The organism is Kribbella flavida DSM 17836, assembly GCF_000024345.1.
In the GTDB taxonomy this organism is placed as follows: domain Bacteria; phylum Actinomycetota; class Actinomycetes; order Propionibacteriales; family Kribbellaceae; genus Kribbella; species Kribbella flavida.
Map to the genome: position 1 here is coordinate 3,813,864 of NC_013729.1, position 22,822 is coordinate 3,836,685.

At 70.3% G+C, this 22,822-nt stretch carries 20 protein-coding genes; 6 read left to right on the forward strand and 14 right to left on the reverse strand.

Going from position 1 to position 22,822, the window contains the following annotated elements:
- Nucleotides 1–62: 62 nt before the first annotated feature.
- Entirely contained in the window at nucleotides 63–404 is a 342-nt protein-coding gene (locus KFLA_RS17630; RefSeq protein WP_202797234.1) for a YciI family protein, read from the forward strand.
- A 597-nt stretch (nucleotides 405–1,001) separates the two neighbouring features.
- On the opposite strand, the gene KFLA_RS17635 is transcribed toward KFLA_RS17630, so the two are convergent.
- The 5 genes from KFLA_RS17635 to KFLA_RS17655 form a co-directional block, all read right to left on the reverse strand.
- On the reverse strand, nucleotides 1,002–1,907 hold the full coding sequence (locus tag KFLA_RS17635) for a carbohydrate ABC transporter permease (protein ID WP_012921164.1): 906 nt from the start codon (nucleotides 1,905–1,907) through the stop codon (nucleotides 1,002–1,004).
- A 76-nt stretch (nucleotides 1,908–1,983) separates the two neighbouring features.
- Nucleotides 1,984–2,928, reverse strand: coding sequence for a carbohydrate ABC transporter permease (locus tag KFLA_RS17640; RefSeq protein WP_012921165.1), 945 nt, complete (start codon nucleotides 2,926–2,928; stop codon nucleotides 1,984–1,986).
- 21 nt (nucleotides 2,929–2,949) lie between these two features.
- Nucleotides 2,950–4,251: an extracellular solute-binding protein gene (locus tag KFLA_RS17645; RefSeq protein WP_012921166.1), complete on the reverse strand. Its 1,302-nt coding sequence runs from the start codon at nucleotides 4,249–4,251 to the stop codon at nucleotides 2,950–2,952.
- 93 nt (nucleotides 4,252–4,344) lie between these two features.
- The gene (locus KFLA_RS17650) at nucleotides 4,345–5,391 is read right to left on the reverse strand and encodes a LacI family DNA-binding transcriptional regulator (RefSeq protein ID WP_012921167.1); all 1,047 of its coding nucleotides are present in this window, start codon (nucleotides 5,389–5,391) and stop codon (nucleotides 4,345–4,347) included.
- 71 nt (nucleotides 5,392–5,462) lie between these two features.
- A complete protein-coding gene (locus KFLA_RS17655; protein ID WP_012921168.1) occupies nucleotides 5,463–6,179 on the reverse strand; it encodes an SDR family NAD(P)-dependent oxidoreductase in 717 nt (238 codons plus the stop codon).
- A 55-nt stretch (nucleotides 6,180–6,234) separates the two neighbouring features.
- Here KFLA_RS17655 and KFLA_RS17660 point away from each other — a divergent pair, with 55 nt between their 5' ends.
- Nucleotides 6,235–6,786, forward strand: coding sequence for a MarR family winged helix-turn-helix transcriptional regulator (locus tag KFLA_RS17660; RefSeq protein ID WP_012921169.1), 552 nt, complete (start codon nucleotides 6,235–6,237; stop codon nucleotides 6,784–6,786).
- Between the two features lie 108 nt (nucleotides 6,787–6,894).
- Nucleotides 6,895–9,192 (forward strand): ATP-binding cassette domain-containing protein, encoded by a 2,298-nt coding sequence (locus tag KFLA_RS17665; RefSeq protein WP_012921170.1) that lies wholly within the window; start codon nucleotides 6,895–6,897, stop codon nucleotides 9,190–9,192.
- Nucleotides 9,193–9,329: 137 nt separating this feature from the next.
- Here the strand turns inward: KFLA_RS17665 and KFLA_RS17670 are convergent, their stop codons facing one another.
- Nucleotides 9,330–9,752 carry a winged helix-turn-helix transcriptional regulator gene (locus KFLA_RS17670; RefSeq protein ID WP_012921171.1) on the reverse strand — a complete coding sequence of 141 codons (423 nt, stop codon included), beginning with the start codon at nucleotides 9,750–9,752 and terminating at the stop codon, nucleotides 9,330–9,332.
- Nucleotides 9,753–9,839: 87 nt separating this feature from the next.
- Here KFLA_RS17670 and KFLA_RS17675 point away from each other — a divergent pair, with 87 nt between their 5' ends.
- Complete coding sequence (locus tag KFLA_RS17675; RefSeq protein WP_012921172.1) at nucleotides 9,840–10,655, forward strand: NAD(P)H-binding protein; 816 nt, start codon at nucleotides 9,840–9,842, stop codon at nucleotides 10,653–10,655.
- 10 nt (nucleotides 10,656–10,665) lie between these two features.
- Here the strand turns inward: KFLA_RS17675 and KFLA_RS17680 are convergent, their stop codons facing one another.
- Nucleotides 10,666–12,060, reverse strand: a complete 1,395-nt coding sequence (locus KFLA_RS17680; protein ID WP_012921173.1) for an aminotransferase-like domain-containing protein — start codon at nucleotides 12,058–12,060, stop codon at nucleotides 10,666–10,668.
- Between KFLA_RS17680 and KFLA_RS17685 the strand changes: the two genes are divergently transcribed.
- Complete coding sequence (locus KFLA_RS17685) at nucleotides 12,059–13,282, forward strand: aminotransferase class V-fold PLP-dependent enzyme (protein WP_012921174.1); 1,224 nt, start codon at nucleotides 12,059–12,061, stop codon at nucleotides 13,280–13,282. The genes KFLA_RS17680 and KFLA_RS17685 overlap by 2 nt on opposite strands.
- Nucleotides 13,279–14,571: an MFS transporter gene (locus KFLA_RS17690; protein WP_012921175.1), complete on the forward strand. Its 1,293-nt coding sequence runs from the start codon at nucleotides 13,279–13,281 to the stop codon at nucleotides 14,569–14,571. The genes KFLA_RS17685 and KFLA_RS17690 overlap by 4 nt, the downstream gene beginning before the upstream one ends.
- Before the next feature lie 31 nt (nucleotides 14,572–14,602).
- On the opposite strand, the gene KFLA_RS17695 is transcribed toward KFLA_RS17690, so the two are convergent.
- The 7 genes from KFLA_RS17695 to KFLA_RS17725 all read right to left on the reverse strand — a co-directional run bounded on the left by KFLA_RS17695 (nucleotide 14,603) and on the right by KFLA_RS17725 (nucleotide 22,634).
- Nucleotides 14,603–15,430, reverse strand: coding sequence for an SRPBCC family protein (locus tag KFLA_RS17695; protein WP_012921176.1), 828 nt, complete (start codon nucleotides 15,428–15,430; stop codon nucleotides 14,603–14,605).
- 79 nt (nucleotides 15,431–15,509) lie between these two features.
- Nucleotides 15,510–17,816, reverse strand: coding sequence for a M4 family metallopeptidase (locus tag KFLA_RS17700; RefSeq protein ID WP_012921177.1), 2,307 nt, complete (start codon nucleotides 17,814–17,816; stop codon nucleotides 15,510–15,512).
- Nucleotides 17,817–18,336: 520 nt separating this feature from the next.
- Nucleotides 18,337–19,125 (reverse strand): SGNH/GDSL hydrolase family protein, encoded by a 789-nt coding sequence (locus KFLA_RS17705; protein ID WP_012921178.1) that lies wholly within the window; start codon nucleotides 19,123–19,125, stop codon nucleotides 18,337–18,339.
- Nucleotides 19,126–19,266: 141 nt separating this feature from the next.
- Nucleotides 19,267–19,962 carry a DUF998 domain-containing protein gene (locus KFLA_RS17710; RefSeq protein ID WP_012921179.1) on the reverse strand — a complete coding sequence of 232 codons (696 nt, stop codon included), beginning with the start codon at nucleotides 19,960–19,962 and terminating at the stop codon, nucleotides 19,267–19,269.
- Between the two features lie 77 nt (nucleotides 19,963–20,039).
- Nucleotides 20,040–20,810 (reverse strand): energy-coupling factor ABC transporter ATP-binding protein, encoded by a 771-nt coding sequence (locus tag KFLA_RS17715; RefSeq protein WP_012921180.1) that lies wholly within the window; start codon nucleotides 20,808–20,810, stop codon nucleotides 20,040–20,042.
- Nucleotides 20,807–21,574: a cobalt ECF transporter T component CbiQ gene (gene cbiQ / locus KFLA_RS17720; RefSeq protein WP_012921181.1), complete on the reverse strand. Its 768-nt coding sequence runs from the start codon at nucleotides 21,572–21,574 to the stop codon at nucleotides 20,807–20,809. The genes KFLA_RS17715 and cbiQ overlap by 4 nt, the downstream gene beginning before the upstream one ends.
- A gap of 28 nt (nucleotides 21,575–21,602) precedes the next feature.
- Entirely contained in the window at nucleotides 21,603–22,634 is a 1,032-nt protein-coding gene (locus tag KFLA_RS17725; RefSeq protein WP_012921182.1) for an energy-coupling factor ABC transporter permease, read from the reverse strand.
- Between the last annotated feature and the right edge of the window lie 188 nt (nucleotides 22,635–22,822).

A 22,822-nucleotide genomic window follows, 5' to 3' on the forward strand; every position in this document is an offset into this window, starting at 1 on the left:
CGAGGCGGCGCCGGCGGCTCCGACGTACCCTCGAACGCAACCGAGGAGGCGCTGTGAAGTACATGCTGCTGATCTACGGCAACGAACAGACCTGGCAGGCGCTGGCGGACGAGGGCATCGAGACGGTGTACGACGTGCACCGCGGGGTGCTGGCCGAGACGCGGGAGCGCGGCGAGCTGATCGCCGCCGACGGGCTGACCACGGAGCGGGCGCGCGTCGTCCAGCTGCTCGACGGTTCGCCGGCCGTGACCGACGGCCCGTTCACCGAGGCGAAGGAGGTGCTGGCGGGCTACTACCTGCTGGACTGCGACCTGGAGCGCGCGACCGAGCTGGCCGCCCGGCTGCCAGAGGCGAAGTACTCGCCGGTCGAGGTGAGGGCGTTGACCACGGCGTTCGAGCAGTGAGGTGCTGTCAGCGACTTGCCGGGCTCAGCTCGGCGTTGACCTGAGACCGACGAGTCGCTGCGGCCTGGTGTTCTAGTGTGGGCCTGCCGGCGCCAGGGTGACCCCACCTGTGGCGGGTTCGTCGCCCCTGCCGCAGCCACCCTGAACGAACACCGTCGCGCCTCGGCGCGGTACCTGGGTACCTTCCCGCAGACGCAGCGTGGTGGTCAGACCGTTGCTCAAGGTCAGAACCGCCACGCGTCGCGGCCGCCCGGCCGGGATCGACGAGGTCACCTCGTGGATGCCGGTGCAGACCGCTGGTTGGATCGAGGCCCTGCCGAGCTTTGTCGCGCCGTGACTCCTCACATCACGGCGCTGCTCGGCGAGCCGCTTCATCGCTGACACAGATCCCCTCCTCTTCGGGTCCCCCGAGGGACAGTTCCAGAACGCAACCGTCCGCACGGTACGGCAGGCTCGCCGCACCGTCCGCGTGCACGGTTGTCGGCACCCCGGCACGCCTCACCGCATCGGAGTGATCACGGCAGCCTTGCGGAGAGTGACGACGTTTTCAAGGGATGACGTCGGGTTTCCCGCCTGCCGGAACAAATGTCCACCGCGCTACTGCCCACCGAAACCGGTGGTCGCGATGCCCTTGATGATCTGGCGCTGGAAGAAGAGGAAAACGACCACCAGCGGCAGGGCCGCCAGGATCGCCGAGGCCATGTTCTGCGCGTACTGCAGGCCGTAGGCGCTCTTCACCGTCTGCAGGCCGACCGGCAGCGTCATCAGGTCGGCGTCGGTGGTGACGATGAACGGCCACAGAAAATTGTTCCAGGCGCCGATGAACACGAAGATCGCGACCGCGGCCAGGATCGGCCGCGACAACGGCAGCACGATCGACCAGAACACCCGCAGCCGGTGCGCGCCGTCGACCCGGGCGGCGTCCTCGAGCTCGACCGGGATCTGGTCGAAGAAGCGTTTCAGGATCAGCACCATCGCGGGCGCGAACGCCTGCGGGAGAATGATGCCCCAGTAGGTGTCGACCAGGTCGAAGGCCAGCATCTGCCGGAACAACGGCACGATCAGCAGCTGCGGCGGGATGATGATGGCGGCGATGATCGCGCCGTACAGCCAGCGCCGGCCGCGGAAGGCGACCCGGGAGAAGGCGTAGCCGGCCAGCGCCGACGTCGCGACCGTGACCAGGGTGATCGCCGCCGAGGTCAGCAGGCTGTTCCACGCCCACAGCGGCAGCTCACCGGCCGACAGCACCTTGCGGTAGGCGTCGAAGCCGAAGCCGTCGGGCGGTGACAGGCTGAGCGTCGACGCGCCGGCGTCCGCCTCGCTCTTCAGCGACGTGAGCACCGCCCACGCGAACGGCACCAGCCAGGTCGCGGCCAGGAACGCCAACACCAGCAGCGCCACCATGCGCGACAGGCTCCACGGGTTCTCCCCCGGTTTGTGGCCCTGCTTGTACGCCGTCCGCCCGGCGCGCTGGATCCCCCGGGACAAGGTGTACGTGCTCATCGGCGTCCTCGCTTCGCTCCGGGCGCCGACGAGACACGACGTACCCTGTGCTCGATGATGAACTCGCTACGCTCGCTCATGGCGCACTCCTGCGGTTGATCAGCTTGTACTGCGCGATCGACACCAGCACGATGATCGCGAAGAAGAGGTAGGAGATCGCCGAGGAGTAGCCGAACCGGTAACCGGTGAAGCCGGCCTCGTAGATGTACTGCACGATCGAGCGGGTCGATCCGGCCGGGCCGCCGTTGGTCAGCATGTAGATCTGGTCGAACACCTTCAGCGAGGCCAGCACCTGCAGGGTCAGGATCAGCGCCGTGGTCGGCGCGAGCTGCGGAACGACGATCGAGAACAGCTGCCGCCACTTGCCGGCGCCGTCGATCGCGGCCGCCTCGAACTGCTGCTCGGGGATGTTCTGCAGCGCGGCGAGGTAGAGCAGGAAGTTGAACCCGATGGTCCACCACAGCGTGGTCACCACGACCGAGATCATCGCGACGTTCGGGTCCTGCAGCCAGGCGACCGGTGCGATGCCCAGCTCGGCGAGCACGCCGTTGATCAGCCCGAGCTTCGGGTTGTACATCCAGCTCCAGAACAGCACCACGACGGTGGAGGCGAGCAGGTAGGGCAGAAAGAAGGAGAGGCGCCACAGCCAGCGACCCGGCAGTCCGAGGTTCACCAGCAGCGCGAACGCCAGCGACAGCAGCACCAGCGGGACCGTGCTGAGCAGGGTGAACCACAAGGTGTTGCCGAGCGAACGCCACATGTCGGGGTCCTGCAGCGCCTCGCTGTAGTTGGCCAGCCCGATCAGCTTGCCGTTCGCGCCGGTCAACGTCTCCCCGGTGAAGCTCAGGTACAGGCCGTAGACGGCGGGCACCACCAGGAACAGCACGAACAGCAGCGCGAACGGCGCTGCGAAGGCCCAGCCGGTCAGCGATTCGTCACGCCGTGCCCGGGCCGCACCCATCCGGTTGCCTCCGGCAACGACCAGGCCGGCCGTGGCGGGGCTGTCGACAGCTGTCGGCATCCCGATCTCCCTTCTCCTCACTCAGACCGGTTGCGGGCGGTCGAGCAGCTTGTTCAGCCGCTGGACGAACCCGTCGAAACCGGCCGCCGGGTCCCCGCTGCCGAGGTAGACGTTCTGCACGTTCTCCGCGAAGTACTTGTGGAAGTCGCTGCCGGCGCCGCTGAACCACACGTCCGGGTCGTAGTTCACGTACGCCGGGATGCCGACGTAGTGCGACTGCGGCTTCAGCTGCTGGTACTCCGTGCTCGTGACCACCGGCTGGTACGCCGGGATGTGGCCGGCGCCGGCCCAGGTGACGGAGCGCTTCAGCAGCTCGGCGACCAGCTGGTAGGTGTGCCGGCGGCGTTCCGGCGACACCGTCGACTGCCGGGGCAGCACAAAGGTGTGCGAGTCGGCGTACGCGGCCTGCTGCCCGAACAGGGTGGGGATCGGCCGGGCGTCGAACGGCAGCTTCGACTCCTTCAGCACCGGCAGCTCCCAGACGCCGCCGAAGAACAGGCCGCTCTCGCCGTGCAGGAACTCGCTGGTCGCCGTGCCGCCGTCGCCGCTGCGGGTCGCGATGGTGTCGTTCAGCAGCGAGCGGACGAAGCCGAGCACCTTCACCGCGGCGGCCTCGTCGACCTGCGCCGGTGATCCGGGCACGAGCTTCATCTCGGCGCCGGTCTGGCGGTACAGGGTGTAGAACAGCCGCCACATCTGCGAGCCGTCACCGAGGTAGCCGTACGACAGGCCGTGCTTGCCGGTGACTCGCTGCAGCTTGGCCGCGACCTCGACGAACGCCTCGGGGCTGTTCATCGCCTGGATCGCGTCGGTGACGCCGGCCTTCTCCGCGTGCTGGGTGTTGTAGTAGAGCACGAAGGGATGGGTGTCGAGCGCGATCGAGTAGAGCTTGCCGTCGTACACGCCCTTCTGCCAGACCAGCGGCGGGAAGTCGCTCTCCCGGACCCCGACCTCGGCGAGCAGGTCGACGTCCCACGGCTCCAGCAGGCCGCCGGGCGCGTAGCCGGCGATCCGGGACGCGTGCATCACCGCGAGGTCCGGGGCGCGGCCGCCGGCGGAGGCCATCGCGAGCTTGGTGTAGTACGGCGGACCCCAGGCGAGCACGGTCTGCTCGGCGCGGAAGCCGGCGTTCATCGCGTTCACGGCGTCGACCAGGCCGGCCATCACGATGCCGTCGCCGCCGCTCATCAGGTGCCAGTAGCTGAGGTCGCTCGCGGAGTCACCGGCACCCGGCGTACAGCCGAGCAGCAGGCCTCCGCCGGCCAGCGCGGCGGCTCCGGAGAGCAGGCGGCGCCGGGAGAGCGGACGGTCGAACACTGTCATCAGATCGTCTCCTTCGCAGGCGGCACCGATCATTACATCGTTGCAATGCGCTGACAAGACCTGACCGTAATGGTTTGTGTTGATTTGCGTTACCTACTGCGCGGTGCTATCCCGCCGGATCACCCGGTGCGGGACGACGATCCGCCGGGGTGCCGCGGCCGGATCGGCCATCCGCTCGGCGAGCAGGTCGAGCGCGCTCCCGACGAAGGCACGCCGGTCGAAGTCGACGGTGGTCAGCGGCGGCACGGTGTAGCGGCTCTCCAGGATGTTGTCGAAGCCGGCCACCGCGCAGTCCGTGGGCACGGCCACGCCGGCGGTCCACAGGGCCGACAGCGCGCCGGTCGCGATCGTGTCGGTGAAGCAGAAGAACGCGTCGGGTGGTTCGTGCGCCTGGAGGTAGCGACCCACGACCGTCGCCGCGCCTTCCGGGCTCCACCGGTCCAGCGCGATCTCCAGCGTCGGGTCGTGCAGGCCGGCCCGGGTGAGGACCTCGCGGTAGCCGATGACGCGCAGCCTGGCGGCCGCCGTACCGGCGGAGTCCGTGCGACCGCCGACGCGCCCGGTCCCGGTCGCGCCACCAGGGGCTTCGGGAGTGCCGACGGCGGCGATGCGGCGGCAGCCCTGGTCGACCAGGTGCTGCGTCATGTCGCGGGCGGCGCCGATGTTGTCGATGCAAACCTGGCTGACCACGTCCTGCTCGACGTCGCCGATCAGCACGACCGGCGGCAGCGGACCGGCCGACATCACCGCGCTGTCGTCGAGGTTGACCGGGTTGAGGACCAGCCCGTCGATCTGGTGCGCGCGAGCCTTGGAGAGCAGGTCGAACTCGCGGTCCGGTTCGGCCGCGGTCTGCTCGATCTGGACTCCCCACCCGCGGTCGTGCGCCAGCTCGACGACCAGGTGGGTGATCTCGGCGGAGTACGGCCGGAGCAGGTCCGGCAGGGCCAGGCCGATCATGCCGGACCGGCCGTTGCGCAGGCCGCGAGCACTCAGGTTGGGCACGTAGTCGAGCTCGCTGAGCGCCTTCTCGACCCGCGCGCGGGTCTCCGGGCGGACGAACACCACGCCGTTGATGACGTTCGACACCGTCTTCGGCGACACGCCGGCCAGCTTGGCGACGTCCTTGACGGTGGCACGCATGGGGCCATTCTCACCGACCCTCGGGCCGGGCCGGGGATGCCATCGTTGTCATCCGTACGGCGGCCGGCAACTCACCGCGTCGTGAGCGCGCCGCCGTTGACGTGCAGCACCTGGCCGGTCACGTGGCCGGCCTGCGGGGAGGCGACGAAGTGGATCACCGCCGCCACGTCGGCCGGCGTTCCGGCCCGCTTCGTCATCGTTGAATCGAGCAACCAGGTGCGGCGCTCGTCGGTCAGCTGGTCGCGGAAGAACTCGGTGTCGGCGGTGTAGCCCGGCGCCACCACGTTGGAGGTGACTCCGCGCGGACCGAGCTCGGCCGCGACCTCCAGGCTCCAGGTGGCCAGGGCCGACTTGGCGGCGCCGTACGAACCGCCGCCGCGGGTCCCGGCGATCGATCCCAGGTGGATCACCGCGGTGGTGAGTCGCGCAGCCAGCGCGCTGGTGGTGAGAACCGCCGACAGCACGTTCGCCTCGTAATTGGCCAGCCAGTTCCGCCGAAGCCGCTGCAGGTCGTCCCCCGCGGCCGGAGTCTCCAGGTCGGTGTTGCCGCCCGCGTTGTTCACCAGTACGTCGATCCGCCCCGGCAACTGCTCGGCGAACGCGGCGACCTGTGCGGGATCGGCCGCGTCGCAGACGATCGCCTTGGCGCCGAGCTCGTCCGCCGTCCGGGTCAGTACGTCGCCGCGGCGGCCGGTGATCACCACGTCGTCACCGTCGGCGCGGAACCGCTCCGCGGTGGCCCGGCCGATGCCGGTCGCTCCCCCGGTCACCACGATCGTCCTGGCCATCTCGGGTCCCTTTCGTTTAGGCCTAAACGTTTAGGTCTAAACGTACCATGGCCGTATGCCCGACAAGTCCTCCCGGCCGCCGGCCGACGCGTACCCGTTCGACGCCCCCAGCGACTATCCGGCGGCGGAGATCGCCCGCGCCTGGCAGCGCGAACGGCCCGGGGTGCCGACCGACTCGATCGGCATCGTCACTCCCCTGTGGCGGCTGGCCAAGTTGTTCGCCGACGACCGCCGGCGACTGCTCGCCGAGCTCGGCGTCGACCCGGCCACGCTGGACCTGCTCAGCGTGCTGCGGCGCAGCGGCCCGCCGTACGAGCTGAGCACGCGGGAGCTCACCGCGCGGACGCTGGTCACGGCCGGCGCGATCTCCCAACGGGTCAGCCGGGCCGAGGAGGCCGGGCTGGTCAGCCGACGCACCGAGCAGGACGGCTCCCGGCTCGTCACCGTGTCGCTCACTCCGCACGGGCACGACCTGATCGAGCGAACAGTCGACCAGGTCCTGACCCGGGAGGCGGAGCTGGTGTCGTCGCTGACACCACAGCGACGCGACCTGCTCGCCGACCATTTGGAGGAGCTGCTCGAGGCCGTTCGCAGCCAGGTGAGGTGAACCTGGGCCTTCACCACGTCGTAGAAGGTTGAGTCTTGGCCGTCACCGCGAACTTGGCTCAGCTCGCTGGAAAGCTTTCATGGGTGCTTCAATGAGACGATTGAAGGCATGCCTGCTTCGAAGTTGACCGCGCCGGCCGCCTTCGCGGCCGCCGACAGCCACGACGTCATCCAGGTGCGGGGCGCCCGGGAGAACAATCTCAGCGGCGTCTCGCTGGACATCCCCAAGCGCCGCCTGACCGTCTTCACCGGGGTCTCCGGCTCCGGCAAGTCCTCCCTGGTGTTCGACACGATCGCCGCGGAGTCCCAGCGGCTGATCAACGAGACCTACACCGCCTTCGTCCAGAACTTCATGCCCAGCCTGTCCCGGCCCGACGTCGACGCGCTGCGCAACCTGAGCGCGGCGATCATCGTCGACCAGGAGCGGATCGGGGCGAACGCCCGCTCGACCGTCGGCACCGCGACCGACGCGCACACCATGCTGCGGATCCTGTTCAGCCGGATCGGTACGCCGCCGGCCGGGCCGCCGTCGGCCTTCAGCTTCAACCGCGCCGAGGGCATGTGCCCGGGCTGCGAAGGTCTCGGCAAGTCCACCGAGATCGACCTCGACGAGCTCGTCGACCGGGACCGTACGCTGAACGAGGACGCGATCAAGGCGCCGGGGTTCGGCGTCGGCACCTGGTACTGGCAGCTGTTCGCGCAGTCCGGGCTGTTCGATCCGGACCTGCCGCTGCGGGACTACCCGGCCGAGCAGTGGCAGCAGTTCCTGTACCAGCCGTCGACCAAGGTGAAGGTCGGCACCAGCAACCTCACCTTCGAGGGCCTCGTGGTGAAGGTGAAGCGGCAGTACCTCAGCAAGGATCTCGACGCACTGCAGAGTCAGGCCCGCGCCTTCGCCGACCGGGCGCTGAAGCTGGCCGAGTGCCCGGACTGTGGCGGCAGCCGGCTGAACGAAGCTGCCCGGGCGGTCCGGATCAACGGCGTCGGCATCGCCGAGTGCTCCGCGATGCAGATCAGCGACCTGGCCGAGTTCGTCCGCGGCATCACCGATCCGTCGGTCGGTCCGTTGCTCGACAACCTGCGCGAGACGCTGCAGTCGATGGTCGAGATCGGGCTGGGCTACCTCAGCCTGGACCGCGAGTCGTCGACGCTGTCCGGCGGCGAGGCGCAACGGGTGAAGCTGGTCCGGCACCTCGGGTCCGCGCTCACCGATGTCACCTACGTGTTCGACGAGCCGACGGTCGGGCTGCACCCGCACGACATCCAGCGCATGAACGACCTGCTGCTGCAGCTGCGGGACAAGGGCAACACCGTGCTTGTCGTCGAGCACAAACCGGAGACGATCCGGATCGCTGACCACGTCGTCGACCTCGGTCCCGGCGCCGGGCTGGCCGGCGGCCGGCTCTGCTACGCGGGCGACCTGGAGGGCCTGACCAGGTCCGGCACGCTGACCGGCCGGTACCTGGACCACAAGGTGACGCTGCGGGAGAACGTCCGGACGCCTAAGGGCAGCCTGCGGATCGAGGGCGCCTCGCTGCACAACTTGCAGGACGTCAGCGTCGACATTCCGCTCGGCGTGCTCACGGTCGTCACCGGGGTCGCCGGGTCGGGCAAGAGCTCGCTGGTGCACGGGTCGCTGGCCGGCCGGGACGGCGTGATCGTCGCCGGGCAGGAGCCGATCCGCGGTTCCCGGCGCAGCAACCCCGCGACGTACACCGGGCTGCTCGACCCGATCCGGGCGGAGTTCGCGAAGGCCAACAAGGTGAAGCCCGGGCTGTTCAGCGCGAACTCGGTCGGCGCCTGCACGACCTGCAAGGGGCTCGGGCTGGTGTACACCGATCTCGGCATGATGGCCGAGGTGTCGTCGGTGTGCGAGCAGTGCAACGGGGCCCGGTTCACCCCGGAGGTGCTGGCGTACCGGCTGCGCGGGAAGAACATCAACGAGGTCCTGCGGATGACGGTGACCGAGGCGCGCGAGTTCTTCCCGGCCGGCCCGGCGCGGGCGATCCTGGACCGGCTCTCGAGGGTCGGCCTGGGCTACCTGAGCCTCGGCCAGCCGCTGACCACCTTGTCCGGCGGAGAGCGGCAGCGGATGAAGCTGGCGATCAACATGAGCAAGAGCGGCTCGATCTACATCCTGGACGAGCCGACGACCGGCCTGCACCTGGCCGACGTGGACCAGCTGCTCGGCATGCTCGACGAGCTGGTGGACGACGGCAACACGGTGATCGTGATCGAGCACCACCAAGCGGTGATGGCGCACGCCGACTGGCTGATCGACCTCGGACCGGGCGCCGGCCACGACGGCGGCCGCATCGTGTTCACCGGCATCCCGGCCGACCTGGTCGAGAGCAGCGGCTCCCTCACCGCCGAGCACCTGCGCGCGTACGTCGGCGCGACCGACTGACCCATCGACCTTGAGCACGGCTCAGCCGTCTTCGGCGGCTGGAAACGGCCGAGCCGTGCTCAAGGTCGCGCAACCGCTCCGGTGGTGGTGGTGGGGCGAGGGTGTTGCGGGGCGGGAGGTTGTCGACGCTGCGACGGTCAGCGGATCTCGGTGTCCGGGTGGTCGAGGTCGTAGGACTCGCGGGCCCGCGCGATGTCGGCGCGGTGCTCGAGCGACCAATCGGCGAGTGCTTTGACCAGGTGAGTCAGGCTGACGCCGGTCTCGGTGAGCCGATAGTCGACCTGAGCCGGCACGGTCGGGTAGACGGTCCGGTGGACGAGGCCGTCTCGCTCGAGGCGGCGCACCGTCAGGGTCAGCATGCGCTGGGAGATCCCGTCAATGGCGCGCTGGAGCTCCCGGAAGCGCCGCGGCCCGTTGGCGAGCTCGACCACGACGAGCACCGACCACTTGTCGCCGACCCGGTCGAGCACGTCACGGATCCCGCAGTCGGGGTGGTCGGGCTGTCCGCACGGCTCGAGCTCGGCGGCTCCAGCGGTTACACCAGTGTGCGTCACTGACACGAAACTGCCTCCTTGTGGGCCGGCCCGGGCCGGTCGAAGCTCTCATCGTAGGTACTGACCAGAACCACGGTAGGAGACAGCACCCCAATGATCATGGTCACCGGCGCGAACGGACAGCTCGCCTCCCTCACGCTGCACGCGTTGGCCGAGCGCCACATCCCCGCCGTGGGTGGGAGCCGATCGCCGGCTGACGGGCAGCGACGCCTCGACTTCGACGACCCCGCGAGCCTCGACCTCGCCGGTGTTTCGACGCTGGTCCTGGTCTCGGCGGGGTACGCCGAGGATGACCAGGTGGTCGCCCGCCACCGCGCCGTTCTCGACGCTGCGGTGCGCGACCGTGTCGGTCACGTCGTCTACACGAGCCTGGTCGGTGACGGTGACCACCTCGCCATCGCGCCCGCCCACCGGGCGACCGAGCTGCTGATCAAGGCCAGCGGGCTCGGGTGGACGATCCTGCGCAACGGGCTCTATGCCGAACTGTTCGGAGCGCTGCTGGGGTGGACCACCGACGGCCTGGAATCAGCGTTCGGCGACGGAGCGCTCGCTGCCGTGGCGCGGGCGGACCTGGCCGCGGCCGCAGCCGCCGTGGCCGGCGATCCGGCCGCGCACGCCGGCAAGACCTACGACCTGGTGGGTGAACCGATCACCGCGGCCGACGTCGCCGAGAAGTTGGGAGTCGAGCACCGAGCTGTCGGGCTGGGCGAGTACCGTGCCCGGCTGCTCGCCGACGACTCTCTGCTGCCGTTCCAGCCGCCGATGCTCGCCTCGATCGCGACCAGCGTTCGCCACGGGTTCCTCAGCAACACCAGTTCCGACCTGGCGCACCTGCTCGGTCGACCACTCACCGACTCGCTCAGCGTCGCGACTCGGACCGCGGCCGCGCTGCGCCCCGCCGCCCGCTGACGCGGGTGATTCATCGCAACGGGCTGGCTGGGGCCAGGCGGTGGGCGGCGGTGACGAGGTCGGTGAGGTCGGCGGTGGCGGCGAAGTTGAGGCGCAGCCAGGAGCCGGGGCGCTCGGCGGCGAAGTACCGGCTGCCGGCGCTCACGGCGACGCCGAGATCGCGCGCCGCCTCGGCCACCGCTGGGTCGTCGGTCTGGATCCGCACCCAGATGTGCAGGCCGCCGGCCGGGAGGTGGTCGACGGCCCAGTCCGGCCGCTGCTCGGCCAAGGCGGTGACGACCGTGTGGCAGCGTTGACGTAGCGCGGTCGCGAGGGTTTTCAGGTGGCGCTCCCAGGCCGGCGAGCTGATCAGTTCGAGAGCCGCTTCCTGCAACGGGCGGGGGACGAAGAAGTCGTCGACCTGCCGGATGGCACGCAGTCGCTCGCGCACCGGACCGCGGGCGACCAGTGCGCCGATCCGCAGGCTCGGTGCGGCCGGTTTGGTCAACGAGGTCACCAGGACCACGGTTCCGTCGCGATCGTCGCTGAGCAGCGGGCCGGGTGGGGCGACCGGACCACCGTGGCCGAGGAAACGGGCGAAGTCGTCCTCGATCACGAACGCGCCCGCCGCCCGGGCGACCTCCACCACCTGACGCCGGCGATCCGCCGACAGCACCGCGCCGGTCGGGTTCTGGTACGTCGGCTGGCAGTAGAGCACCCGGGCGCCGGACCGGGCGAATGCCTCCGCGAGCAGGTCGGGTCGCAGGCCCTCGGCGTCGGTCGGCACCGGCACCGGGCGCAGACCGGCGGCGCGAGCGGCGGCGAGTGCGCCGGGGTAGGTCGGTGACTCGACGAGCACCGGACTGCCCGGAGCGGCGATCGCGCGGAAGGCGATCGACAGCGCACTCTGACCGCCGCCGGTGACCAGTACGTCGTCCGGCGCGACGCTCGGTCCGCACCAGGCGGCGAAGACGGCTCGCAACGACTGCAACCCGTTCACCGGCGCACGGTCCCAGGCATCGGGCCGGCGCGCGGCGCGGGCGAGGGCACTGCTGAGGGCGCGGACCGGCTGCAAGGACTGGTGCAGGTAACCGCCGTCGAGGCGGATCGTGCCGGGCGGCCAGGCGTTGTCGAGCGGCCGTCCGGGGTCGACGGCCCGGTCGGCCAGGGCAACGGTCTGCCAGCCGAAGTCGGGAAGCGCTGCTGCGTGCCGGGCCGGCGTGGCGACGAAGGTGCCGCTGCCTGGCCGCGTCTCGACGACGCCTTCCGCCGCGAGCTGAGCGATCACTCTGGCGACCGTGCCCGGCCCGACCCGGTACCGGTCGACCAGTTCCCGGCTGCTCGGCAGCTTCTCTCCGGGCGCCGAGCGCTGAACGACGGCGCGCAGCCCGTCGATCAGCCGGTCAGTAGTGCTACGCTCGTTCATGAGAGAGAACACTAGCGCTACTGCGACCACTCCGGAACCGCTACTGGACCTGGAAGCTCTGCGCGCCGACACTCCTGGTACAGCTCAGGTCGTTCACTTCAACAACGCCGGCTGCGGGCTGCTCGCCACCCCGGTCCTGAACGCCGTCCTGCAGCACCTCGAGCTGGAGGCACAGATCGGCGGCTACGAGGCGGCGGCCGCGCGGACCGACCAGGTCCGGAGCTTCTACACCGAACTCGCGGAGCTGCTCAACTGCGCTCCCGGCAACGTCGCCTTCGCCGGCAGTGCCACCCACGCGTACGCGACCGCGCTGTCCGCGATCCCGTTCGAGCGGGGCGACGTCATCCTCGCCACCCGGAACGACTTCATCTCCAACCAGCTCGCGTTCCTGTCGCTGCGCCGCCGGTTCGGGGTCGAGATCGTGCACGCGCCGGATCTGCCGGAAGGCGGCGTCGACGTCGAGGCGATGGCGGCGCTGATGCGTTCCCGCCGCCCCCGGCTGGTCGCGGCCACCCACATCCCGACCAACTCCGGGCTCGTTCAGCCGATCGAGCAGATCGGGCGGCACTGCCGCGAGCTGGAGCTGCTGTACCTCGTCGACGCCTGCCAGTCGGTCGGCCAGCTCCCGCTCGACGTGGCCCGGATCGGCTGCGACTTTCTCACCGGGACCTGCCGCAAGTTCCTGCGAGGACCACGGGCCACCGGGTTCCTGTTCGTCTCCGACCGTGTGCTCGCGGCCGGGTACGAGCCGCTGTTCATCGACATGCACGGCGCTCGCTGGACCACGCCCGGGAACTACACCCCGAGCCCGACGGCCAGCCGCTTCGAGGAGTGGGAGTTCCCGTACGCCGCGGTGATCGGCAGCGCGGAAGCCGTTCGGTACGCCCGCCGGGTCGGCCTGGACCCGATCTCCCGCCGTACTCCGGATCTGGCGGCGCGGCTGCGGAACCAGCTGGACGCGCTGCCCGGCGTACGGGCGCTGGATCGGGGCCGGCGGCTCGGCGCGCTCGTCACCGTCGCCGTCGAGGGACGGCAGCCGCAGGAGTTCAAGGCGGCGCTGGACGCCCGGCGCATCAACTCCGCGCTGAGCTTTCGAGAATTCGCGCAGTACGACTTCGGGGACAAGGACGTCGACTGGTGCGTGCGGCTCTCACCGCACTACTACAACACCGAGGACGAGGTCGAGCAGGTGGTCGCCGCGTTCCGCGAGCTGACCCGATGACCGCACGAACCGCCGGGGCAACCACTGCCCCGCCGACGCTGTGGGCCAACCGGGACTTCCGCCGGTTCTGGTGCGGCGAGACGCTGTCGCTGCTCGGGAACCAGGTCACCACGCTCGCACTGCCGCTGACCGCACTGCAGGTCTTCGGCGCCTCCGACGAGGAGGTCGGCCTGCTGCGGTTCCTGCAACTGCTGCCCTATCTCGGGCTCGCGCTGATCTTCGGCGTCTGGGTGGACCGGGCGCGGCGCCGGCGAGTGATGCTCGGCGCCAATCTCACCCGGCTGGTCCTGCTCGCCGCGATTCCGGTGCTGCACTGGCTCGACCTGCTGACCCTGCCCACTCTGTTGCTGATGGCCACCGCCGTCGGCGTTGCGTCGGTGCTGTTCGACGTGAGCTGGATGGCGTACGTGCCGGTGCTGGTGCGGGAGCCGAAGCAGTACGTCGAGGCGAGCGCGAAGCTCGGCATGAGCTCGTCCGCGACGGACGTCGCCGGTCCCGGCCTGGCCGGTCTGCTGATCGGCTGGCTGACCGCGCCGGTCGCGCTCGTCGTCGACGCCTGCTCGTACGCCGTGTCGGTGGTGACGCTGCTGCTGATCCGTACGCCGGAGCCGGTCCCGGCGAAGCAGCGCCGGCACGCCGGTCGTGAACTGCGCGAGGGGGTGCGCTGGGTGTTCGGGCGGCCGCTGCTGCGGGCGCTCGCGCTGATCGGGTTCTGCTGCAACTTCTCGATGGTCACGGTCTGGACGATGTTCCTGCTCTACGGCAGCCAGGACCTGCGGCTCAGCGCCCGGACCCTCGGCTTCGTGTTCGCCTGTGCCTCGGTCGGCGGCCTGGTCGGGGCGGTCGTCGCGCAACGGGTGATCGCCCGGTTCCCGCTCGGCCGGGTGTACCTGGTCGCGCAGTCGACGTTGCTGCTCGGGCCGGCGCTGATCCCCCTGGCTGCCGGGCCGAGGCCGTTGCTGATCGCCACGATCATCGTCTCGTTCTCCCTGACCTACCTCGGTCTCGGAGTGGCCGGCGTGATCATCGTGAGCCTGCGCCAGACGACGACTCCGCAGGCGCTCATGGGCCGGATGACCGCGGTGTTCCGTACGTTGCTGTTCGGTGGCGGCGCGCTCGGCGGACTGGCCGCGGGTCTGCTGTCCGCGGCGCTCGGCGGCCGAGGCGCGTTGACGGTCGCCGCCATCGCCTCGGCCCTGGTCGTGCCGGCGCTGCTGCTGTCTCCGGTGGTCCGGCTGCGGACGTTCCCGGATCCGCCACCGGCGGTCGACCAGCCGGTCCCGGCCTGATCGAGCTCGCCTGCGCCGGGCCGCTGCCCGATCAGCTCCTGGTGACCACCTCGGCCGCCAGCGACTCGATCAGCTCGCGCCACGCGGCACGGTGCTCCGCGGCAGGTCCGGTCAGGGTCACGACCAGCCGAGCTCCGCCGTTGCCGTCGCGCAGCTTCCAGGTGACCGTGCCGTGCTGCCACGGATAGCTCAGCCGGGCCGGTTCGGCCGCCTCGGTCGCCGGCCCCGGATCAATGCCCTTGGCAACAAACCCCACCGGCGGGAGTGATCCGGCAGCCGGCTCGGCGCCGCCGGCCAGCCGGGACCAGACTTCCTCCTTCGGCGCGGTCAGTTGCCGCTCGAAGCGCAGCGAGCCGTCGTCGCGCAGCTCGCCGTCGTCCAGCCCGAACTGCTTCACGAAGTGCTCGTGCAGAACGGAGTAGTGCTCACGCGGTACCGCACTTCCGCCGAGTGCCTTGTCGAGCGCGTCCAGGCACAGGATCCAGCCGCTGGTGAGGCTGGCCGAGCTCGCGCGGTCGTCGTAGGTCGAGGTCAGCGCGAGCACGCAGCCCTCGGCCGTCGGCGTCACTTCCCAGCGCTGCACCTCGCTCCCCCAGGTGAACTCCAGCAGCCGCGGCGGATCGTAGGCGCGGATCACGCCGGTGTTGTCCGGATCGTCGACGAAGTCGTCCTCGCCGTCGGCGAAGGTGAACACGATCCGCCCGTCGAGCCGCAGGTCAGCCTCCACCAGCGCCGGGTACCAGTGCGCCAGCTCGGCCGGATCGGTCAGGGCGCGCCAGACCTTCTCCGGCGGATGCGCCAGCCGGCGCTCCATCCGCAGCACGGTCCGGCCGTTCTCGGTCGTCAGCGTTTCACTCATACCGTTTATATACCGTATAAGGCATATACGGGACAAGCAGAAGGCCCGGTGAACCGCGGTCCACCGGGCCTTCGTCAGCTCACTTCGAGCAGGTGTAGACAGTGGCGTTGTCCAGCCACCAGTTGCCCGGGATCAGGTCGGCGAAGTCCTTGCCGTGCCCGGTCCAGCGGAACTTCAGCTGCTTGCCGGTGAACTCCGACAGGTCCAGCCGGCTGGTCTCCCAGCCCCCGGAGTTGCCGTGCCAGGCGGCCGGCTCGCCGGCGAAGTTCGGGTCGACGGTCGGCCCGTTCTTCCAGCTCAGCCCAGCGCTGTCCTTCCAGGTCGCGCCACCGTTGTCGGAGTACTCCAGGGTGGCCGTGCCGGTCCGGACGCCGAAGATGATGAACACGTTGTAGAAGTTGTACGCGTGGGTGAACCGCAGGTACGTCTTCGGCTTCTTGATCTTGGTGCCGTTCGCGGTCTGCAGACTGATCGAGCCCTCCGGGTCGGTCACCACGCCGAGCATCGAGTCGTCGCCGTCCTGCGAGTACGACGTGTCGACCATCGAGCCCTCGAGGCCCTCGGCCTTGCCGAGCACCCAGCCCTCACCGCGCACGATCTTGCCGTCGGGGTACGACGCGAAGCTGGTCTTGAACAGGTTCTTCGTCTTCGCGCCAACGGTGTCGCAGACCGGGGCCTGCGCGGGCTTGCCGATGGCCGGCTCGAAGTCCATCTCGGTGGCCTTGATCGCGAGCTCGACCTGGGCGCAGTCGGCCTTGGTCATGCCCGACTTCTTTTTCTTGGCGAGCTTGGCGCAGCTGGCGCGCAGGCCTTCGGCCAGGTCGCCGTAGTCGGCTCCGCTGGTGAGCACCTTCTGGGTCTCGTGCCACAGCACCTGCGAGCGGGCCAGGCCGATGCCGAGCAGCTTCTGCCCGTTGAAGGCACCGCCGTCGGCGATCAGGTACGCCGCCTTGTTGCCGACGCCGGAGTTCAGGTGCACGCCGCCGTTGTCCTGGAAGAACTCGTCGTCGAACCAGTGGGCGCTGCGCATCCGGTCCGGGTGACCGAACTGGGTCGGGTCGGACATGCTGCGGATCACGCCGAGGCTGGAGCCCTCGCCCATCTGCCAGCGGTTCGCCGCGGTGTCGTCCTTGCTGCCGTTGGTCAGGTCGACGAACTCGCCGAAGATGTCGGAGAACGCCTCGTTGATCGCGCCCGCCTCCCACAGGTAGGCCAGGGCCGAGGTGTGCTGGGTGACACCGTGCGCCAGTTCGTGACCGGTGATGTCGTCGGTGCTGACCCCCTCGCCGAAGGCCATCTGCTCGCCGTTCCAGAACGCGTTGGCGAACGGGCACGCGCCGTCGACGCAGATCCGGACCGTGCCGCGCAGCGCCTTGCCCTGGCCGTCGCCGTAGTCGACGCCGATCAGCTCGGTCAGATCCGTGCCGATCGAGGCGAAGGTGTCGGAGGTGTCGCCGAAGTACTCGTAGATCTGGTCGACGTCCACGACGCCGGACGGCGCCTGGCCCTCGGTGCGGGTGGGCGCGAAGGCCTTGCCGCAGCGGACGTCCTCGCCGCCGGTCTGGATGATCGCGCGGTTCGCGTCACAGACCACCCGGTTGATGTGCTCGGTCAGGTCCCAGGCGAGCAGCGCCTGACCGGCCGACGCGTGCACCATCGCCTGCCACCGGGTGTCGCCCGGGCCGGTCACGTCGTACAGGTAGACCGGGATGGCGACCGAGCCCGGCTGGCGGGTCATCAGGCTGAGGTCGAACCAGCGCGGACCCTTCAGCTTCGCGGTCAGCTTGCCGGCATCCAGCTTGCCGCGGGTCGCGACAGCCTTGAGGGCGGCCGCCTGCGCGGTGGTCCTGGCCGCGTCGGCCTTGTCGGCGGCCGGGAAGTTGCCGTACGTCGCGAGCGCGACCTCACCGTTCGCGGCTTCCAGGGCGCCGGACTTGTCCAGGGTGGTGACGATCTCCCCGCCGAACACCTCGACGCCGTCGATGACCTGCTGGAAACGGACCTGCGAGCCGTACTCGTTCAGGGTGCTCGTGTCCGGCACCAGGTCGGCCGGGCGGGCGCCGAAGTACGGTGCGACCTGGGTGACCTGGGCCTTGGCGACAGCCACGGCGTCGGGCTTGCTGGTGGCGGACCGGCCGGCCTTCGTGCTCACCGACGCGGGCGCCTTCAGTGGAGTGGCCGGACGGACGGAGTGGGCGCGGCCGGTGGCGTCGCGCTTGGTGACCAGACCGGCGCCGCCGGCCTTCGGCGTCCCGACGGTGCGAACCTCGGGACTCGCGGCGGTGGCCTGGTCCTGAGCCGGGGCGCTGTTGGCCACTCCCGGCACCGTGAGGCTGAGTGAGACTGCGCCGACTGCTAAGCCGGTCAGCCAGGTGCGAGCTTTCACAGGCATTTCCTCCCAGTACTACGTGTCGCCGGAGAACCCCACGCCCCAAGCTCGCCTCGGCCGGTAACGACCGCCTCGGCGCGGGATGCCGCGGCCGGATGCGGGTGACGGCTGCACCCTGTCATCCGCCGATGACGCCTCGCGACCTCTCGTGACCCATGTCACACCAACGGATTCGGTGCTTCACAGAGGGTCATTTCCGACCCGGGCGTGCACGCTCGGGGCTGCCTACCGAGCGTGCTGGCACAACTGGGTCGCGGCACCGAAACGCCAACGCCGTAAGGGTTTTTCAGCACTCAGCGGGGTGCGGCGCAAGCCGCGGTCGCCCGGGCTCCTCGGCTGCGGGCCGGCCGTCCGGCGTACGACGTCGGCCACCCCTCCGGGGCCGGCCTCGGACACCGGACGGTCGAAGCCAGTGGCCCGAGTGCGTGGGGAGACGCCCTGGGACAGGCCACTGCGGCACCTCTGCATCACATCACGATCAGAGGTGCCGCGCAGGTTTTCCGGTGTCCGCGCCGGCTCAAGTCAGCTGCGGGCCGACCAGGTTGGCGTACCCGGCCTGGCCGGCGGTGTTCGGGTGGTAGGACTCGCTGACCGGGTTCGACAGGCCGTTGATCCACTCCGGGCTACCGCAGACGGCATGGCCGATGAACGCCGAGGTCGGGTTCACGAACGGGAATCCGGCCGCGCCCGCGGCAGCGCCGATCTTGGCGTTGAGCAGGTCGGCGGTCTGGTTCAGCCGGGTCATCTCGGCGGCGCTGAAGAAGGTGCCGGCGTTGCAGTCGGTGCCGTTGAACAGCCGGGGGTAGCCGACCACGACGATCTTCGCGGCGGTGGCCCGGCTGCGGACCGTCGCGTAGAGCGTGGTCAGCCGGCCGGGCAGCGTGTTGTTGATGGTGGCCTGCGCGGTGTTGATCGCCCCGTCGCAGTTGGCCAGCCAGGCCGGCTTGGCGCACTCGGTGATCACCGACGAGAAGCCCGCGTCGTTGCCGCCGACCTGCAGGGTGACGAACTCGATGCCGCTGTTCAGCGGGCCGAGCTGGTTCGCGGTGACGTCGGCGACCCGGGCACCGGAGCACGCGACGAAGGTGAGGTTGGCGCCGATCCGGGCGGCGTCGACGTACGGGTAGGCCTTGGTTGAGCGCTGGCAGGCACCGCTGTCGGCCAGGTAGGTGCGGGTGCCGACACCGGAGGCGTAGGAGTCGCCGAGCGCGACGTAGTCGGGAGCCGCCGCCTGGGCGACGGTGGGGCTGAACAGGGCCGTCGCGCCGACGACGGCGGCACTGAGCACAGCGGCGAGGGACTTCATGGGGCGGACCGCCTTTGCACTGGAAGGGTGAGCGCAGAAGCACTGACAGTCACGATCTCCCAGCACACGGTGACAAGCAAGCCTTCGGTTGGATATTCACCATGAGTTCGGCAGTTCGGTAACTCCGGTGGCTTTCCGTCCTCACGCCGTACGCCGGACGTGCTGCAGCGTCGCCGCGAGCCAGGTCCAGGCGAGCACGATCGCAGCCCAGAAGGCGAGTGTGACCCCGGCGCCCGCGGAACCGGACGCGATGCCGGCGAACGCGGCCAGGAACAGCACACCGGTGGCGTACGAGGCGACTGCCCGACCGCGCCGGCAGGTCGCGGCGAAGCGGCGGCCGATCGCGACGCAGGCGATCACGAAGGCGAGGAAGCCGATCCCACCGGCGGCGAAGTGGGCGACGCCGTGCCAGCTCATCGCGACGGGCTGACCGTCGGGGGTTCCGGCCGGGAAGCCGAGCGCCGGGTCCGGCAGGAGAAGGCCGGCCGCCACTGTGCCGAGACCGAAGACCGTCAGCAGCCGAGGTGCCCACGTGCTGCCCAGCGCGCCACTGCGCCGCAGCCCGAGCGCGCCGAGGACGACAAGGACGCCGGTGACGACGAAGTTGGCGCTCTGGATCCAGCCGAGATCGCCGAGCGTCAGCATGCTGCCGGCGTGCTTGCGGGGGTCGAACCCGTCGCGGGTGAGCGCCTGGGCGGTCACGACCACGAGGTTCAGCGGCCCGGCGAGCACGCCGAGTCCGAGCAACGTCCTGGCCGGCGACGGCTGTGCTGACCCCGCGGCGTGCGCAGCACCGGCGGTCGACGGGGTGGGGAAGCCTGCGGTGGTGGTGTTCATCGGCCTGTCCTTCCGGGTGGTGGTTTCACCAACGCGTCGGACGGATGCGGCCGGGATCGACACCGGGAGGGAAATCGTCAGCGCTCGGGGCCAGGGACCGAGAGCGGGTCGAAGCCGTAGGGCAGTTCGAGGCGGTGAGCGGCCATCAGCGCCTGGTCGGCCAGCAGGTCGCGGGTCTTGCCGTCGGCGACGATGCGGCCGTCGTCCATCAGCAGGCTGCGCTCGCACAACTGCAGGGCGTACGGCAGGTCGTGGGTGATCATCAGCAGCGTGACGTCCAGGCCGGACAGGATGTCGGCGAGCTCGCGCCGGCTGGCCGGGTCGAGGTTGCTCGACGGCTCGTCGAGCACGAGCACCTCCGGGCGCATCGCGAGCACGGTGGCGACGGCGACCCGGCGACGCTGACCGAACGACAGATGATGCGGTGCGACGTCCGCGTGGTCCTGCATGCCGACCTGGACCAGTGCCTCGTGCACCCGGTCCCGCAGTTCCGCGCCACGCAGCCCGAGGTTCGCCGGCCCGAAGGCGACGTCGTCGCGCACGGTCGGCATGAACAGCTGGTCGTCGGGATCCTGGAACACCAGCCCGACCTTGCGCCGGATCGCGGGCAGGTGCTCGCGGTGCAGGTCGGTGCCCCCGACCTGGATGCGCCCGCTGCCGGTGCCACCGGCCACCGAACCGAGAATGCCGTTCAGGTGCAGGACCAACGTCGTCTTGCCCGCGCCGTTCGGACCGAGCAAAGCGACCCGCTCCCCGCGCTGCACGGTGAAGTCCACCCCGAACAACGCCTGCCGGCCGTCGGGGTAGGCGAAGACCAGACGCTCGACGTGGATCGAAGGACCGCTCACAAGCCGACCACCCTAGCCGCGACCGCCACGGCCACCGCCGCCAGGGACATCGCCAGCCCTTCCAGCCACTGCGCCCGCCCCGCACCACCGACGGCGAGTTGCGGCATCCGCCCGGTGTAGCCGCGGGACTGCATCGCCAGGTGCACCCGCTCGCCGCGCTCGAAGCTGCGCACGAACAGCGCACCGACACCGCCGGCGACCGCCGTCAGCTGACCCGCGCGACCGCCGGCGTACCCGCGCGACTCGCGGGCGATCCGCATCCGGTGCAGGTCGTCAGACACCACACCGAGGTAGCGGACCATGAACGACAGGATCGCCACCAGCGTCGGCGGCAGCCGCAACCGCTCGAGCCCGGCGAGCAGGTCACGCGGACTCGTCGTCGCCGACAGCACGATCGCCGCCAGTACGCCGAGTGTGCCCTTGGCGAGCACGTTCCAGGCGCCGAGCACGCCGGACTGCGACAGCGACACCCCGAGCACCTCGACGCTCGGACCGGTCGCCACGAACGGCAGCAGCAGCGCGAACACGATGAACGGCGTCTCCACCGCGAGGCGCCGCAGCACGGTCGTGAGCGGGAGCTTGGCGATGGCGACACAGCCGGCCAGCAGCACGGCGTACAGCGCGAAGGCCCAGAAGACGGCGGCCGGGGTGGAGACCACGGCGAGCACGAACAGCAGCAGGGCGACGATCTTCACCTGCGCCGGCAACCGGTGGATCCGGCTGCCGGTGAGCACGAGCAGGCCGTCCCCGGCGGCAGCGCTCACGACGACCTCAGCCGGACCGCCGGCGGCATCAAACGACCTTGTCGGCGCGGGCCGCGGAGCGCAGGGAGGCGAGCTTGGCGACCGCCAGGCCGACCGCGATCGTGACCAGCACGCCGATGATGCCGGCCAGCGCGCCGGAGACCTGACCGTTGCCGATGCCGCTCACGCCGTAGTCGGCGAGCGGGCTGCCGGCCACCGCGGAGTCCTTCGCGGCGCTCTCGAAGCCGAGCTTGCCGCCGACGAACTCCAGACCGTCGGGGTGCGCGCTCGCGAACAGGCTGACGAAGCCGGCGATGAGCAGGGTGACCGCGACGCCGACGCCGAGGCTGCGCCCGGCAGGCTTGGCCGCGATCAGCCGGTCCGGCGACACGGTCGTGGAGTTGCCGTCGGCGCCGACCAGGACGAGGTCGGAGCGCAGGTGCCGGGCAGCGTACACGAGGTCGGGACGGGTCGCGACCACCGCACTCAGCACGGCCGCGGTGATCACCGCCTCACCGAGCCCGATCAGGACGTGCCAGCCGACCATCGCGGTCATCAGTTGGCCGAGCGGGATCTCGACCGCGCCCCCGGCGGCGTACAGGCCGGTGAAGGCGAGTGCCGCGGCCGGGACGGAGACCAGTGCGCCGAGCGCTGCCGACGGGACGATGGTGCCCACCCGCTTCGGCAGCACCTGGATCAGGGCGCGGGTGACGAAGTAGCCGACCAGGACCGTGACCAGTCCCATCAGTGTGATGTTGGTGCCGAGCGCGGTCAGGCCGCCGTCGGCGAACAGCAGTCCCTGCACGAGCAGCACGGTCGACATCACCAGCACCGCCGTCCACGGACCGACCAGTGCGGCGGCGAGCACTCCGCCGAGCAGGTGCCCGCTGGTGCCGGCGCCGACCGGGAAGTTCACCATCTGCACGGCGAAGACGAAGGCCGCGGTCAGCCCGGCCAGCGCCGGCCCGGTCTCGCGGATCTCTTGGTTGGCGCGCCGCAGGCTGACCCCGACGGCACCGGCCGCGATCAGTCCGGTCGCCAGCGACGTCGGTGCGTCGAAGAACCCGTCAGGAACGTGCATGCGCACATTCTTGAGGCACCTGCGACCGGATCGCAACAATCGCTCGCCGGTCACCGGCGCGTCAGCACCGGGTTCACCCACGCTGCCTACCCTGTCGCCCCCGCAACGGCACGGGGCGCTGGCGGCGAATTCCTCCGGTCCCGGCGACAACGGCGCGTCCACCGGGTCCAGGTGGACGCGCCGGCCGG